Origin of the sequence: Streptomyces sp. NPDC004266, assembly GCF_042874095.1 — a bacterium.
Lineage (GTDB): Bacteria > Actinomycetota > Actinomycetes > Streptomycetales > Streptomycetaceae > Streptomyces.
Window position 1 is genome coordinate 1 of record NZ_JBIAMM010000011.1, and the last position, 15232, is coordinate 15232.

Genomic DNA, 15232 nt, shown 5'->3' on the forward strand with positions numbered 1-15232 from the left:
TGGGCCTACGCCCGGCCCTACCGGTCAGAACAGGAACGACGCGACGCCTTCCCGAGCTGGCTGCACTCCTACAATCACCACCGCGGACACACCGCGCTCGCAGGCAAACCACCCGCCAGCCGCGTCCCCAACCTCACTGGGCAATACACCTAGGGGTCAGTCGAGGATGACGGCGATGCCCTGGCGGCGCAGTTCGGCCAGCCCTTCCCGCATGGCCCGGATCCTCTGCGGCGAGTGCCCGCACCAGCCCTCCAGCTCGGACAGGACGCGTACGGGCTGACGGGTGCGGTAGGAACGGGTGGGGTTGCCCGGGAACTTCTTGTCGGTGACGTTGGGGTCGTCCTCCAGGTCACCGGTCGGTTCCACCACGTAGATCCGTTCCCGTCCGTCTCCGGCGGCAAGCTCCGCGCCCCAGGCGGCGGCGTCCAGGGTCTCGGAGACGTAGACGTGACGGGACACACGCCCTTCCTCGAAGTTGGACGCGTAACCCGGACTCAACAGGTCGCCCGGCATCAGGCACGCCTTCGTCCCGTGCAGGTAGGTTCCCGCCTCGTACACCTGAAAAGGTACGGGTTCACTGGTCATGGGCCCTCCGGGTGTTTCAGGCAGCCCTCGTGGGGCCGGATGTCACTGGGGGATTTTGCCAGTCCCGGCTCAGGAGAAAAGCGGCTTTCCCCTGCTCGGTCCTCGGGGCAGGCTGTACGCATGAACGAGTTGCGTGGTTCGGTCGTCGTCCTGCGTCCCTCCGGCCCCGGGGACGTTCCGGCCCTGGCGGCCGTCCGCGCCACCCCCGAGGTCCGGGCACGGTGGCGCGGCGGGGACGACATGACGGCGGAGGTGACCTCCGAGCTGGAGGACTCCGCCACCCACTGCCTGACGATCCTTCACCACGGCCGGATCGTCGGAATGATCCAGTGGTACTCCGAGGAGGAACCGGACTACCGGCACGCCGGGATCGACCTCTTCCTCGACCCTTCCGTGCACGGCAAGGGCCTCGGCACCGACGCCGTCCGGACCCTCGCCCGCCACCTGATCGACGACCTCGGCCATCACCGGCTCGTCATCGACCCGGCGGCCGACAACGGCGCGGCGATCCGCTGCTACGAGAAGGTGGGGTTCCGGCGCGTCGGCGTGATGCGGCAGTACGAGCGGGGCGAGGACGGCACCTGGCACGACGGGCTGCTCATGGATCTGCTGGCGTCCGAGCTGGTGGAGTGATCCCCGCCCGTACGCCTCCGTGGCCCGGCCCGGCCCGGTGCCAGGGCCGGGCCGGTCCCCCTCGCGTCAGCGGTCACCCGCCGGACGGGCACGTCCGACCGGCGGCCGCCGGTCGGCGAGCAGCGTCTCCGCCGTCGACACCGGATCCCACTCGGGGTCGAGGCCGGTCAGCCGCTCGGCGACCCTCTGCCAGGCCGCCGGGTCCGTGCCGAGTCCGGAGCGCACCAGGCCGGCGAGGACGGTGCGGGCCTCGGCGGCCCCGGGGGGCGCGTCCGTGCGGCGGGCGGCGGCGCCCAGGTAGGCGAGCAGCCGTGCGGCCGGGGCCGCGAGGCGTACCAGGTCCGCGCCGTCGAGGAGCCCCGCCGCGAGCAGCCCGTCCAGCTGGGTGGTCGGTGCGCAGTGGAACAGGCCTCCCAGACCGTGCCGGGCCCGTTCCCGGGTGAGTCGCGCGCTGCCGGGTATGCCGTCGGGGCCCGGCTCGGGCAGGAGCGCCGCGTGCCGCAGTCGTACGTCCTCCGGGACGCCGTCCAGGCGGACGATGTCCCGCCAGTACGGGAGCGGTTCCTGGGCGTGGGCGGCTTCGAGGGCGGTCCAGTCCACGGGCTCGCCCGGCGGGAGGGAGTCGACGAGGTCACGCGCGTGCGGGGCGTGGGGGGCGCGTCGCAGCTTCCGGACGAGCTTCTCCGGCGCCAGTTCGCGGTCGAGCCGGGCCCGGAGGACGGCGGCGGGATCGGCGGACGCGAGGGCCTTCGCGCACAGGGTCGTGGCGGAGCGCCCCAGCACGTCCCGCCCCGCGAGCCGCGCCAGCCGGTCGGCACCGCCGTGTTCGAACAGCCTGAGGCAGCCGAGCAGTTGGTGGCCGAGGCCGAGCCGCGCGCCGTGCTTCTCCAGCAATTCCTCCACGAGGTCCGGTTCGGCGGAGCACAGCCACGCCATGCCGCCGGCCGGCCAAGCGGAGCCCCTGGTACGCCAGTCGGCCAGCACCCGGGCTCCGAGGGACGGCCGCCCGGTGCCGGAACGCGAACGGGTCACGATCCGGTGGACGACCGGCCGGGGGTTCCAGTGCCGCAGCAGGGTGAGGTCCACCTCGGGGTCTTCGAGGTCGACGAGGCGCTCCACCGCGCCGCTCCGCTCCATCCAGCGGGCCTCGGCGGCGAGGACCCGCAGGGCGGCGGGGTCGCGGTCCGCGAGCAGCCGGTCGAGGACGGCGCGCGGCGTGCGCTCGTGGCGCAGCAGGTACGCGGCGAGCAGCCACGGCCCGTCGGGACCGAGCCGGGGCAGTACGGCGTCGACGACCTGTGCGTCGGCGAGGCAGAGCAGGGTGCCCGTCGGCCAGGCCCACAGATGGTCGCCGTGCGCCAGCAGCCCGATCGCCTCGTCGGGCGTGCCCGGCCCGGCCCTGCCGATGGGCTTCTCGGCACCGGCCGCCGGGGCGGCGCCGGACTGCGCGCGCTCCAGCAACTCCGCCCAGGTCAGCCCCTCCGAGGCCGCTTCGGACGCCGTCGCGGTCGCGGCCAGACGGAGCCAGGCGTCCGGGTCGGTGCCGAGTTCGGCGCGCAGGCGGCGGGCGAGCGCGGCCCGCCAGGCGTCGGCGAACGCGAGCCGCTGCCAGTCGTAGGGCAGCAGGAGCAGGCGTCGTGCGGGCAGCAGGGCGAGGAGTTCCTCGGCGGGCAACACGCCCTGCGCGTAGGCCTGTTCGATGTGCTGCGCGCCGGATCCGTACGTCTCGGGTTGCCGTGCGCGCACCTGCCGGGGGCTGGGTGCCTCATACGCGAAGCCGCTCTCGGAGGCGGGGATGCCGTGGGCCGCGCAGGCGGCGGTGAACCACTGCGGGGTGGCGAGCCCGGGGGCGGTCGCCTGCTCGTGGACGGCCAGCGCCCGCAGCACCTCGGGATCCTTCGGGCGGGGCGCGTCGTCCGGGGCGAGGGAGTACAGCAGGTCGAGCGCGGCGAGTGCGTGCAGGCGCTCGCTCCGGGGGAGGGTGTGCCGGGGTGCGGGTTCCGCGGCCGACGGCTGGGGGTCGGTGTGCTGTTCGGGGTCGGTGTGCGGTTCGGGCCGGGCAGCGCCCTCCTTCGGCGATTCGGGCCGAGCAGGGGGATCGGTCGACGGTCCGGGCTCCGCGGTGTCCTCGTCCGGGGTCTTACCCGCCTCGACGATCAGCTCCGCGAGCGTGCCTCCGTGTTCGGGCAGGAGGGCGTCGAGCGCCTCCCAGGCTCGCCACCGCTCCCCCAGGTTCGTCTCCGTCGACGCGCGCAGCCGGGCGACCGCCGCCGGGCCCAGCAGGCCCCGTTCGGCGAGGCGGGCGAGCGCCGCCAGGGCGTGGACGGCGGGGCGCGCGGTGCCGATCAGGTCGACCGGGTCGAGGAGCCCCGCCACCGCCATGTTCTCCGCCCAGACGGCGGCGCCGTCGTCCAGTTCCTCCTCCGCGAGGCGCCGCGCGGGCGGGGTGGTGTTCCCCGCGCGACGGCCCCCGGCGCGCCACGGCTCGTTGAGGACGCTCAGCCGGAAGGCGTGGCGCTGCGCATCGCTCGCCGCCTCGTGGCGGGCCAGTTCTTCGCAGGCCTTGGGCATGAACGGGGTCGCGGCATGGGCCGCCGCGAGGGCGTCGAGGTCATGGGCGTACGGCTCGGACAGCAGGTCGCGCAGGGTGCTGGTGCCCCGGGCCTCGGCGAGCAGCGCGGGCAGCCGGGTCGGGTCCTCGTACGCCTCGCCCTGTGCGCGCAGTCGGCGCGGGCCCTCGCCGTCCGGGGCGGCCAGGGCCTCGGTGACCGTGTCCACGACGGCTCGGTGCAGCCAGGCGGCCGCGGCGGGGTCGGCGAGCAGGCTGCGCACGGCGTCCGGACCGGTCCGCTCCCAGACCCTCACCAGCGCGTACTGCTGGGCGACCTGGCGCACGCCCCACCGGAGCGCCGGCACCACGAGCTGCGGATCGCCCGTGGCGAGCAGCGGGGCGAGCCAGGTGCGGGGGACCCGGCCGTGCGGGCCCGTCAGCTCGGCGCGTAGGCCGTCGTCGAGCGGAACGGTGTCGAACCGCTCCGCGACGGTGCGGCGCAGGGACTGGGTGGTGCGCGGGTTGCGGTAGACGGCCGCGGCGACCCGGGCGTCGCCGACCGCGACCAGCCGGGCCAGGATCCGCGTGTCGAGGCGGGGATGACGGGCCAGGGCCGTCCGGGTGCGGGCGTCTCCGTGGTCGACGACCGCGGCGACGAGGGCGGGCGCCGGCGGAGTCCCGCCGGCGAGCAGCTCCGTCGTCACCCGCTCCGGCAGGGCGGCGAGCGCGGCCGCGGCGTGCTGCGGCTCCGCGTGTTCGAGGAGCAGGCCGAGCGTGCGGTGGACGCTGCGGGGCACGGGCGGGCGGAGCGTGTCGTCGGACACCGACGGAACCGGCAGCGCGGCGACCAGCTCGGGCAGACCGCCGCGGTAGTCGGCCAGCGTGTCGTGCAGTCCGCGCCAACGGGCCACGTCCGCACCGAGGTGGCGTGCCGTCAACTCCGTGAGGAAGGCAGCCGCCTCGTCGTCGGTTCCCCCCGCGGCGGCGACCTTGGACGCCACCGAGCGCGCGGGCCGCGCTCGCTCCACCGCCCGCAGCGCGCCGCCATGCGGCGCGCCCGCGTCCTCCGCGTTCCGACCGTCCCCGATCACCTCGCGCAGCAGCCGCCCGACCGCTCCCACCTGCGTCTTCATCATGAGTCGCCATGCTAGAGGCGGCCACTGACACTCGCGGTCGGCGACGGTCGAAGGCGTGCGGCGCTTCTGCGCTTCTGCGTTTTCTCCCGCCCAGCGAAGACCGCGCTCGCCCAGCGAAGGCCGCGCTCGCCCAGCGAAGGCCGCGCTCGCTCAGCGAAGGCCGCGCTCGCTCAGCGAAGGCCGCGCTTCTCGCGTTCGGCTTCGATCAGTTCCTCCATGAGTTCCTCGGGGTCCACCCCGTACGCGGTGTCGTCAAGGGCGTCGTACTCCTGGGTGCCGAGGGGCAGGCCGAGCTCGGCGAGGTCGGCGGCCAGTCGCGTGAACGCGGTTCGCTCGTCGGACTCGTCCTGGCGCCTTGCCTGCTCGGCGGCGACCCCCTCGGTCAGGGTGCGGCCGAGCAGGGTCCAGAAGGTGAACTCGGTGTCCAGCTCCATGGGGCGCCAGGCGCGGTCCGCGGGTTCGTCGGGGTGCAGCCAGTATCCGATCCACCCCTTTCCGCCCTTGGCCACGAGCTTGACGTACTCGGCCATCTCCGCGGCTCCGGCGTTGACGGCCTGCATCTCCGGGTCCGCGAGTTCCTCTTCGCTCAGATAGCTGGTGTCCAGGAGCGGGTGGACCTCTCCCGGCTCGAAGAAGACGAGGTCGAGGAGACGGGTGAAGTCGGTGCGGCCCTCCCACTGCGCCACCAGCAGCACGCGCAGGTCGTCGGGCACCGGACGGCCGTCCAGTCGCTCGCGGGAGAACGCGGCGAGCCGCTCGTCGTACATACGCCCTCTCCAGAGGTCGGAACCCGGTGTCGGAACCAGGTGCAGAAACCAGGTGCAGGAACCAGCGATCGAAGCAAGATCCTCGCGTCAACGTAACAGCGGGGTCCGACAAGAGGTCAGGCCGTGCCGGCGGCTCCCGACCACTTCCGTGATCCGGCCTCAGAGCCGGCCCCGGACCTCCTGGTCGACCGCCGTGCGGATCACCGCCGCCACGTCGGCGGCGGTGGTGGCGGCGGGACCGCCGGTCAGGAGACTGTGGGTGAAGGCGAAGGACAGGCCGCGGCGGTGGTCGGCGAAGGCGATGCTGCCGCCGCTGCCGTTGTGGCCGAAGGCCGGCTCGCCGCCCATCGCCGGCAGGTCGAGGAAGTAGCCCATGCCCTTGGCGACCGGCGCGCCGAGGACGCGGTCCGGCTCCGACGTCTGGAGCTCGTACAGGCGGGGCAGCGCCTCCGCCGGAAGCAGTCGTACGCCGTCCACCTCGCCGAGCAGGGCCGCGTACATCCGGGCCGCCGCCCGGGCGGACACGGTCGCGGCGGCGGGGAGGTCCGCGCGCAGGTAGTCGGGGCGGTTGGCGTTGTCGGCGGCGGGCCACACACCTCGGTTGGGCAGGGCCAGGAAGAAGGGCGCCTCGGCCGGGATCTTGGCGAGGCCCCTCTCCCAGGAGCCCGCCACCAGCGGGACCACGCGGTCCGCGTGCTCCTCGGGGACGCCGTAGAGGAGCGAGTCGGCGATCCCCAGCGGCTCGGCGACGTGGGTCCGCAGGGCCTGCGCGACGGAGAGGCCGGTGACGCGGCGCACGAGCTCGCCGAGGATCCAGCCGAAGGTCCAGCCGTGGTAGCCGGTGGCGGTTCCGGGCTCCCACAGCGGCTCCTGACCGGCGACGAGCGCGGCCATGCCGTCGAAGTCGCACAGCTCCTCGATGGTGATGGCGGGCGGCAGGTGCGGCACGCCCGTGCGGTGCGCCAGCGCGTCGCGGACGGTGGCGCGGTCCTTGCCGTGGACGCCGAACTCGGGCCAGTACGCGGCGATCGGGGCGTCGTGGTCGAGCAGGCCGCGCTCCACGAGGACGTGGACGAGGGTCGCCGTCACCCCCTTGCCCGTGGAGAAGCTGTGGAAGAGGGAGTCGGGGCCGACGCCGTCGCCCGCGTGGGCGTCGACGATCAGCTCTCCGTGCAGGTACGCGGCGACCTGCGCGCCCGCCTCGCGGCCGGAGTCGACCAGCGACCGGAGGATGTTCTCGACCTGTGCCTGTATGTCCGCCACCGGGGCTCCCCTTCATCCGTAAGCCGTTGCCCGTGAGCCGTCCCGAACACCGCTCAGGTCGAACAGCGCTCAAGCCAATCTGAGCACTGTTCAAGCGTCAAGCGCTCAGGGAAGCGGAGAGGCGGACCCTGCCGGTACGCCGGGCCGACGTGATCGACGCGGTCATGGAACTGCTCGCCGGACTCGCGGACAGGGTCGTCGGCTCCCGCCTGGACGGGGTCCCCGTCCCGGACGGAAGAGCGGAGCCGCCCGCAAGCCCGGCCGCACGGCTGGCGGCCGCTGCCCACGCCGTACGGGACGCGGTGCCCGCCCACCCGGACGGCGCCGTCCTCGTCGCCGGAGTCGACCTCCTCGCCACCGCCGTCACGAGCCGGGCCCGGTCCCGTCGGTCCCCCCGATGACGACACACAGTCCCCGGGGCTTGTCCACCCGCAGGGTTGTCGACACGGCCGCCGCCACCCCACGGGCCGATGCGGAGGACAGGTCCGGGCTAGGGCGTCCCGAACACCGGAGCGAGGGCCGCCAGGAGACGGGCTCCGAGCTCCCGTCGGATCGCCACGGTGTCCGGGTGGGCGTGGTCGAAGCCCGTCCAGTCGACCTCGCGGACGGCGTTCTCGAACATTCGGAGGTTCAGCGGCTCGTCCGGCCTGCCCGGCCACTCGTCCGCCTCGCGCAGCACCGACTCCAGGAGGGCGAGCGGCAGGTCGCAGCTCTCGGCGAGGAGCACCGCGTCGTACAGGTCCTTGGCCTGGGGGTACATGTCGCAGCTCAGCCACATGAGCTTCCAGGCCAGGGACGACTCCCGGTCCGCCGCCATCAGGTGCGCGCCCGCGACCCGGGCCGGGCGGGGCGGGGTCGGGAGGCGTTCCTGGAAGACGAAGTCGAGCTGGACCTGGCCGCCGGGCAGTCCGGGGGCCGTCCAGGGCAGGACCAGACGGTGACCGGGCACCCGCTCGTACGTCCAGATGTACTCGGAGACGGCGCCCGCCGCCGAGATCGACAGGTCCGTGCCCCCCTTCTCCCCGGCAAGCCGCTCCGCGGCCCCGGCGATGCCGTCGAGCATGGCGCGGGTACGCGGCTCCTCGATGTGCCAGGTCTCGGGGACGACCACGAAGTCGATGTCCTTGGGGGCGCGGGCGGCCTCCCCGAACCAGGCGGACATCAGCATGCTGCCGCGCAGCACGAGGGAGTCGGCCCACGGCGAGGCGGCGACGGCCGCGAGGACGAGCTCCAGGGCCGCGCGCCGGGCCGTCTGCCAGCGGGCCCGCAGCTCCGGGTCCTCGACGACGCCGTCACCGGCCCGGTAGGCCCCGTCGAAGTGCTTGAGGGCCGGGTCGAAGACCCGGTGCCGGACGGCCGCGTCACCGATGCCGGCGGTCAGCGTGCGCGGAAGCTCGGCCTTGCGGCGCACGTGGTCGGCGCGGGGCTCCGTGCCGGTCCCCGGGCCGTCCGGGATCTGCGGGGTCCACGGCTTGTCGTTCATACGGCCTCCTCCAGCCAGCCCTCGTCCAGCGACAGGTCGCTGTCGGAGAGGACGAACTCCCTTTCCTGCGCGACCGGTTCGTGACCGGCGGCGAGCAGCGCGGCGACGAGCGCGTCGCAGGCGCGTCCCGCCGCGTCCGCGGGCCCCGGGTGCCGCTGGGTCACGAAACGTTCGTGCCGGCCGCCCGGACCCGGCAGGACCCGGCGGGCGTTCCACGAGACGTGGGCGCCGTGCGGCACGACGAGGGCCTCCAGCGCGGCCCGGTCGTACGCGGCGGGCAGCGCCAGCTTGAGGTGGTGCTCGTAGTAGCCCCCACCGGGACCCGCGGGCTCGGCGCTCCACGGCACCGTCTCGACCTTGACCCGCACCGGCTCGAAACCGGCCTCCCGCAGCCCGGCCACGACCGCCGGGTGACCGGTCCGGTCGGGCAGGGTCAGCATCGGCTGGACCGGCGTCCGGCCCCGGGCGAGGACGATGGTGGTGACCTTCAACCCCCGCTCCGCCGCCCAGACGTCGAGTCGGGCCCGTTCCCCCTCGGTCCGGCACCGGACCGTCACATGCGTCTCGTAGACGGCGTCGACCTCGTACATCTCAAACCCTTCGTACACTGCGGCGAGTCTGGCAGACAGGAGGTCGGGGGCTCATCCGGGTTTCGGACCGGGCGCCCGTAGGCTCGCAGCCGACGACGACGGGAGATCGGCATGTGGAAGCGGGCCCTCGACCGGGCCGGGGTCAGGGAGCCACGGCTGCGGCGGGACTACACGGAGCAGCAGCGGGCGGCGCGGAGGTACCGGACGGCCGAGTACGCGGCCGCGCGGCTGCTGCTCCCCGCCGCGCTGCTGCCGCACGTCGTGGCCGCCGTCGCGTTCATGCACGACACCGACGACCGGATCGACCGCGGGACCCCGGACGAGCGTGCGGCCGCGCTCGCGGAGTGGGACCGGCTCGTACGGAAGGCCTTCGCCGAAGGCGACTCCGGACTGCCCGTGCTGCGTTGTCTGGTGCGCACCTCCGAGCGCCACCCGGACGTGCGCACCTACGTGGAGGAGTTCCTGCGGGGCTGCGCACGCGAGGTCGCGTGGCGGACCATCGCGGACGACGAGGAGCTGGAGCGGTACGTACGGGAGTACTCCCTGCCCGCCCTGATGCTCACGGCCTGCCTGTTCGCCCCCGACGACGGTGCGGCGCGGGCGGCGTTCACGGACGGCTGCCACCGGCTCATCCGTGCCATGCAGCGCATCGACTTCCTGGAGGACCTGCCCGAGGACGTGCGCGCGGGCCGGGCGGGCGTCCCCGCCGACGCGGTGGCACGCCACGGGGCGGACCTCACCCGGCCCGGCCCGGCGCTGGGCCGGCTCGTGGAGGAACAGGCGGACCGGGCCGCCGCCGACCTGGCCTCCGTCTCCCTCACGGGCCTGGTGGCTCCTTCGTACCGGCCCTTCGTGCGGGCCCTCGTCGGTGTCCAGCACCTCCGTCTCGGCGCGGTGCGCCGCGCGGGCGCGTCCCTGGCGACGCGGACCTCCGGTCCGCCGGCGCCGGCGGCCGCCGCACTGCTGCTGCGGGAGACGGCGGCACGGGTCCGGCGGGCCCCAGGGGTCGGCCCCTGGAGGGTGTCCGGAAAGTAGCGGCGTCAGCCGGGCGGAGACGCTTCGAGGGGGCGGGTTTCAGGGGCCCTGGGGCCGGGGCGTGGCTGAGGGGACGGATCCGCTTGCGGGGTTCCTGCGCGGTACAGGCTGCGCGGCGGGGGATGCGCGGTACGGGGTGGGTAGTACGGGCCGCGTGTTACGGGGCAGTCGGGCGGGGTTCGTCCGCCCCGCTCGTGCCGCTCCGGGTTCAGTCGGCGACCTCGATCGCGAAGGCGTCCCGCATCCCGTTCCTGCCCGCGTCGGTGAGATGGACGACGCGCGGCGAGACGCCGTGCCGCAGCCAGTCCAGGCCGAAGAACCTGGCGGCCAGTGCGGCGCCCAGCGCACCGGCGAGGTGATGGCTCCGCTCGCTCCAGTCGACGCAGTAGCGCACCACGGGGCGCCGCCCTCGGAGCAGTACGTCCACGTCGACGCCGAACCCGGTGAAGCGCTCGGTGCCTTGAGGAGTGAGGCGGTACGCCGCCTGCCTGCCGTAGGAGGCGGGCCGGTCGAGGGGCCGGGCGGACGCGGGGTCGTCCTCCTCCCGCCGCAGCAGCCCCTGGTCGAGGAAGCCTTCCATGAGCGCCACGCCCAGGGACCCCGCGAGGTGGTCGTAACAGGTGCGCGACCGCCGCAGCGCGTTGTGCCGGCTGTGGGCGCGCAGTGTGGTCACCGGGGTGGGGTCGGGCGGCGCGATGACCGCCAGCGCCTCCAGGGCGGTGACGACGTCGGGGCCGGCCAGGCGGAAGTACCGGTGGCGCCCCGAGTGTTCGGCCCGTACGAACCCCGCCTCGGCCAACTGCGTCAGGTGCACGCTCGCCGTCGGCACGCTCACCCCGGCCTCGGCCGCCAGGACCGTGACGGTCAGCGGCCGGCCGTCGCACAGCGCCTTGAGCATCCGGGCCCGGGAAGCGCCGGCCAGCAGGCGAGCGGCACGCGCCAGCTCCGGCTCCGGCTCCGACTTCCTTCTGTCCGTGGCCCGGTCCGCTGCCCGGTCCGCGGCTTCGTCCATGGGCGCCGTACAAGCACAGTTTGACGAACGGCTAAGTGTCGGGAGTCGAGGATCACCGGTATGAGCACGACGACCGGAACAGCGGCAGCGAACGAGACACCTGTCTCCACCACCGGGCGGGTGTCGTGGCCCCCGCTCATCGCCCTAAGCCTGGGCTACTTCCTGGTGATGCTGGACGTCACCGTCGTCACCGTGGCCGTCCCCGTCATCCGTGACTCGGTCGGTGCCGGTGCCTCGGCGACGGCCTGGATCGTCGACGGCTACAGCGCCGTCTTCGGCGGCCTGCTGCTCATGGGCGGTGGCTTCGGCGACCGGCTCGGGCACCGGAAGGTGTTCCTCACCGGTCTCGGCGTCTTCGCCCTCGCCTCGGCGGGCTGCGCCCTGGCCACCACCCCGGCGGCGCTCATCGCCGGGCGCCTCGCGCAGGGCGCCGGCGCCGCCCTGCTGGTGCCCACCTCCCTGGCCCTGCTGACCACGGCCCACCCGACGGCGGCCGTGCGGGCCAAGGCGCTCGGCGTCTGGGCGGGCGTCTCCGGCGTCGCATTCGCGGCGGGCCCTCTCGTGGGCGGCCTGCTGGTGGCGGGCCTGAGCTGGCGTGCCGCCTTCTGGATCAACGTTCCCGTCGCGCTGCTGGCCGTCTGGCTGACCCGCGGCCACGTCCCCTCGCCCGCCGGGCGGGGCGGGGCACGCGGCCTGGACCCGCTCGGCCAGGTCCTGGGCGTCGTCGGCGTGCTGGCGCCGGCCGGCATGCTCAACGAGGCCGGCACGCAGGGCTGGACCTCGCCGGTGGTACTGGGCACCGGTGCCCTCGGTGCGGCCGCGCTCATCCTCTTCGTCCTGGTCGAGCGACGGACGGAGGCACGCGGCCTCGCCGAGAAGCCGCCGCTGCTGCCCCTGTCGCTCTTCCGGACCCCCGGCTTCTCCCCCACCATCGCGGTGGGCGTCCTGCTCAACCTCGGCTACTACGGCATGCTCTACCTCTCCACGCTCTATCTGCAGAACGAGCGCGGTTACGGCGCGCTGGGCACCGGCCTCGCCCTGCTCCCGACGGTGTGCATGGCCGTCGTCGCAGCCCCGCTCACCGGCCGTCTGACCGCCCGCCACGGCCCGTACCCACCCATGACGGGGGCCCTGCTGCTCGGCGCGGCCGGGTTCACCGGCTGGCTGCTCGTCGGTCCCGACACCCCGTACTGGGCGCTGCTGCCCGCCTTCGTCGCGACCGGTCTCGCCACTCCGAGCACGGTTCTGGCGGCCACCGCCGCCATCGTGCAGACCGCCCCGGCCGAGAACGCCGGTGTGGCGTCAGCGGTGTTCAACGTGGCCCGTCAGATCGGCAACTCGCTCGGCGTCGCTCTCTTCGCGTCCCTCGTCGCGGGCCGGGACCTGGTCTCGGGCCTGCACATCTCGGCCCTCGTCGCGTCGGCGTCCTTCTTCACCGCGGCACTGCTCGCCCTGTCCTGCCGGCGCAGGGCAGAGGCGCACACCGCGTCCTGATCTCCGCACCGGCCACGGGCATCGGCCTCCTGCCGTCCGGCTGCGCGCCCCGCGCCGCGATGAACTCCGCCGACGCGCAGGGAGGCGGCGTGACGGCTCGGGCAGTCGGCGCGGCGACCCGTGCACGTGCGTGCGAATCCGGATGCGCCGAGCCGCGGAGCAGTCGCATACTCACCGCATGGCTTCACCCACCGACCGGTTCCGGGATCCGCGCAGCACCGAGTACGACTTCATCAGCTCGATCATGGTGCGTTGCCCCGGCTGCGCGAAGGCCGCTCGCGTCGTTCCGGCGCCCGGGGAAGGCTCCGCGCCCGGGGGCCGGGTGCTGTTCAGGCCGCGGCGGCTGGTCTGCCGTGGCTGCGGACTGTCACGGGCGTGGAGCGGCCGTCCTGTCACGCTCCCCCGCGGTACGGCCCGCCCCGCGACGGATCCGTACTTCGGCCTGCCGCTGTGGCTCCAGGTGGAGACCCGGCACGGCTGGCTGTGGGCGTACAACCTCGAACACCTCGGCCTGATCCGCCGTTTCGTCCAGGCGTCGCTGCGGGAGCGAGCGCCCTGGTACGACACCGGAGGGAGGATGACTCTGGTGGCCCGCCTTCCGCTCTGGGTCAAGCGAGCGAAGAACCGGGACGAGATCCTGCGTGCCGTCAGCCGGATCCACGCTTCGACGGCTGCCGCCTGAGCCGTTCACCGGCGCTTGAACGGGCCGGCGCTTGAACGGCGGCGGACCGCCCCGATCCGCGTGGTGGGGCGGATGGGGCCGCTCATGGCGGACCGGGGGTGCCTCCGGCCGATCCCGTCCGCCGGGCAGAGCGAGAGTGCCGACCGACTTGCGCGGCGTGCGGGCCTTGACCGACGGCCTGGAGGGCTGATCCCGCGATCACCCGAATGCCGCATTCCCTTTTTCGGCGCAGATCGTTGGTCGGGGTGCGACAGGAATGGACCTGTTTCATTTTGAATTTGACGACTTTCTGAGACCCCATCCGAGCACCCGACCCGGTGCGGCCCGGGGCAGGGCGACGTACGGAACGAGGAGAAGATGTACGAAGGAAGCATTCCGCTCAAGGACTTCCTCCACACCATGGACGCACTGCAGGCCGATTTCGAGCAGCGCCTCAAGGGGATCGAACGCACGGCTCCCCTGAAGTACTCGGTGGAGCAGAAACGTTCCAGCTCTCCCGCCGCGCAAGTGCACGAGGAAACGTATCCTCCCCTCGAGCTCGAAGCGATCTGGACCGCTCCTCGTCGATCCTCGGATCAGCGGATGCGCGATGACGATGAGCCGTTCTCCTTCCACCGTCAAAGCACCTTCAGTGAAACCATCGAAGAAGAAACGTTCATTTCAAGCCGCTCGGGCATGTTGGGGACGTGAGTTCGTTCCCTCGTCCCGCGCCGGGATGATCCCGGCGCGGGACGAGGGGCCTTTATGGCGAGCAGGGCGAGCAGTGGGCCGCGTCGGAGCCGTCGCCGGCCGCGTGACGGAATCCGGCCCGGACTGCCGACCGGCCGGATGGTGTCAACGTGGCGCCGTGCGTGGCCATGGGGCGAGCGTGACGAGGCGTACGGACAGGCGGCCCCCGTGGGGCCGGGCGGCCCGCTCGCCTCCCACCCGTCCGATAATCGGTTGTTTCGCCGGGGGCCCTGCCAGAAGGTGAGGCAGTGATCAAGACCGACGACAGGCCACCGATCGACGCGGCCCGCTGGCTGCACCTCTACGAGAACGACTGCCCCGCCCCGGCGGCGGCCGAACTCCCGGCCCTCGCCACCGAACTGGCCGAGGCCCTCCGCCACCCCGACCCGGACATCCGCGACGGTGCTCCCCACGTGGTGCTGCGGACGTGGATCCGGCGGGACGTCATCGACAAGCCGCTGCGCGCCCGGCTGGGTACCGTGATGGCCGACCGGTTCGACGACCCGGAGATCCAGGCGCGCACCTTCGCCCCGCTCGTGCTCGACATGATCGTCGGTCGCGGCGACTTCGACCCGGCCTGGCTCGCCGCCTTCCGACGCTGGTTCCCGGCCGAGACGGACCTGCGCGGGTACGACCCCGAGCTCGGCTGGCTCCACGCCGTCGCGCACGGCGCCGACCTGCTGGGCGCCTTCGGGCTCCACCCGGAGGTCGACCCGAAGGACATGCTGGCGCTGGCCGCGGAGCGGCTCGTGGTTCCGACCGACGAGGTCTTCGCCCAGCAGGAGGACGACCGGCTCGCCCAGGGCGTCGCCCGCACGCTCACCCGGCCGGAACTGTCCGAGGCCGAGGCCGTCGGCTGGCTGGACGCGATCGAGGCGGACTTCGCCGCCGGTCGGCGCGGCGCCCCCACCGTGGCCGCGCACACCTCCAACGCCATGCGCACGCTGCGGATGCTGTACCTCCTCGCCGACACGGGGGTCCGGATCGACGGCGCCCCCGCGCGCCCGCCGCACGCGGAGACGCTGAAGCGGCGCCTGACGGAGGTGCTGGCCCCGACCTTCCAGGGGGCGTGACGGGCCGGTGCCACCGCGTGGTGCGTGAGGTGGCCGTCGGTCGATCGCCAGGAGCATCGACGGCCGGTCCGTTGCCAGGTCTCGTCGGCGGTGATCGCCTGTGTGATCCATCCGTGGAGCGGCGGAAGGGCCTGCGGTCGAAGGACAGCTCGGGTGGCGGCACGATCCGTGGCATCGACCGGGTGGACCTCCCCACGGA

The 15232-nt window shown here is 73.8% G+C and carries 14 protein-coding genes and 1 pseudogene; 8 read left to right on the plus strand and 7 right to left on the minus strand.

Features of this window, described 5'->3' with window-relative positions:
* Positions 1 to 153, plus strand: a pseudogene (locus tag ACFYUZ_RS24865) (IS481 family transposase); the annotation flags it as partial.
* Between the two features lie 3 nt (positions 154 to 156).
* Here the strand turns inward: ACFYUZ_RS24865 and arr are convergent.
* Positions 157 to 585, minus strand: coding sequence for an NAD(+)--rifampin ADP-ribosyltransferase (gene arr / locus ACFYUZ_RS24870; RefSeq protein ID WP_389312662.1), 429 nt, complete (start codon positions 583 to 585; stop codon positions 157 to 159).
* A gap of 120 nt (positions 586 to 705) precedes the next feature.
* Between arr and ACFYUZ_RS24875 the strand changes: the two genes are divergently transcribed.
* Positions 706 to 1218, plus strand: a complete 513-nt coding sequence (locus tag ACFYUZ_RS24875; RefSeq protein ID WP_389312664.1) for a GNAT family N-acetyltransferase — start codon at positions 706 to 708, stop codon at positions 1216 to 1218.
* Between the two features lie 66 nt (positions 1219 to 1284).
* Here the strand turns inward: ACFYUZ_RS24875 and ACFYUZ_RS24880 are convergent, their stop codons facing one another.
* The 3 genes from ACFYUZ_RS24880 to ACFYUZ_RS24890 form a co-directional block, all read right to left on the minus strand.
* Positions 1285 to 4905 carry a hypothetical protein gene (locus ACFYUZ_RS24880; RefSeq protein WP_389312666.1) on the minus strand — a complete coding sequence of 1207 codons (3621 nt, stop codon included), beginning with the start codon at positions 4903 to 4905 and terminating at the stop codon, positions 1285 to 1287.
* A 170-nt stretch (positions 4906 to 5075) separates the two neighbouring features.
* Entirely contained in the window at positions 5076 to 5672 is a 597-nt protein-coding gene (locus ACFYUZ_RS24885) for a hypothetical protein (protein ID WP_389312668.1), read from the minus strand.
* 159 nt (positions 5673 to 5831) lie between these two features.
* Positions 5832 to 6935 carry a serine hydrolase domain-containing protein gene (locus ACFYUZ_RS24890; protein ID WP_389312670.1) on the minus strand — a complete coding sequence of 368 codons (1104 nt, stop codon included), beginning with the start codon at positions 6933 to 6935 and terminating at the stop codon, positions 5832 to 5834.
* A 149-nt stretch (positions 6936 to 7084) separates the two neighbouring features.
* Here ACFYUZ_RS24890 and ACFYUZ_RS24895 point away from each other — a divergent pair, with 149 nt between their 5' ends.
* A complete protein-coding gene (locus ACFYUZ_RS24895) occupies positions 7085 to 7336 on the plus strand; it encodes a hypothetical protein (RefSeq protein WP_389312672.1) in 252 nt (83 codons plus the stop codon).
* A gap of 89 nt (positions 7337 to 7425) precedes the next feature.
* Here ACFYUZ_RS24895 and ACFYUZ_RS24900 read toward each other — a convergent pair whose 3' ends face one another.
* Together ACFYUZ_RS24900 and ACFYUZ_RS24905 are read right to left on the minus strand one after the other, a co-directional pair.
* Complete coding sequence (locus tag ACFYUZ_RS24900) at positions 7426 to 8418, minus strand: nucleotidyl transferase AbiEii/AbiGii toxin family protein (protein ID WP_389312674.1); 993 nt, start codon at positions 8416 to 8418, stop codon at positions 7426 to 7428.
* Complete coding sequence (locus ACFYUZ_RS24905) at positions 8415 to 9026, minus strand: hypothetical protein (protein ID WP_389312676.1); 612 nt, start codon at positions 9024 to 9026, stop codon at positions 8415 to 8417. The genes ACFYUZ_RS24900 and ACFYUZ_RS24905 overlap by 4 nt, the downstream gene beginning before the upstream one ends.
* 93 nt (positions 9027 to 9119) lie before the next feature.
* Between ACFYUZ_RS24905 and ACFYUZ_RS24910 the strand changes: the two genes are divergently transcribed.
* Positions 9120 to 10043, plus strand: a complete 924-nt coding sequence (locus ACFYUZ_RS24910; protein ID WP_389312678.1) for a phytoene/squalene synthase family protein — start codon at positions 9120 to 9122, stop codon at positions 10041 to 10043.
* Between the two features lie 208 nt (positions 10044 to 10251).
* Here ACFYUZ_RS24910 and ACFYUZ_RS24915 read toward each other — a convergent pair whose 3' ends face one another.
* Positions 10252 to 11055 (minus strand): ArsR/SmtB family transcription factor, encoded by an 804-nt coding sequence (locus ACFYUZ_RS24915; RefSeq protein ID WP_389312680.1) that lies wholly within the window; start codon positions 11053 to 11055, stop codon positions 10252 to 10254.
* 60 nt (positions 11056 to 11115) lie between these two features.
* On the opposite strand from ACFYUZ_RS24915, the gene ACFYUZ_RS24920 reads away from it, so the two are divergent.
* The 4 genes from ACFYUZ_RS24920 to ACFYUZ_RS24935 all read left to right on the plus strand — a co-directional run bounded on the left by ACFYUZ_RS24920 (position 11116) and on the right by ACFYUZ_RS24935 (position 15033).
* A complete protein-coding gene (locus ACFYUZ_RS24920) occupies positions 11116 to 12549 on the plus strand; it encodes an MFS transporter (protein WP_389312682.1) in 1434 nt (477 codons plus the stop codon).
* A 178-nt stretch (positions 12550 to 12727) separates the two neighbouring features.
* Positions 12728 to 13231, plus strand: coding sequence for a hypothetical protein (locus ACFYUZ_RS24925; protein ID WP_389312684.1), 504 nt, complete (start codon positions 12728 to 12730; stop codon positions 13229 to 13231).
* Between the two features lie 357 nt (positions 13232 to 13588).
* Positions 13589 to 13921, plus strand: coding sequence for a hypothetical protein (locus tag ACFYUZ_RS24930; protein ID WP_389312685.1), 333 nt, complete (start codon positions 13589 to 13591; stop codon positions 13919 to 13921).
* A gap of 287 nt (positions 13922 to 14208) precedes the next feature.
* A complete protein-coding gene (locus ACFYUZ_RS24935) occupies positions 14209 to 15033 on the plus strand; it encodes a DUF2785 domain-containing protein (RefSeq protein WP_389312687.1) in 825 nt (274 codons plus the stop codon).
* Positions 15034 to 15232: the final 199 nt, after the last annotated feature.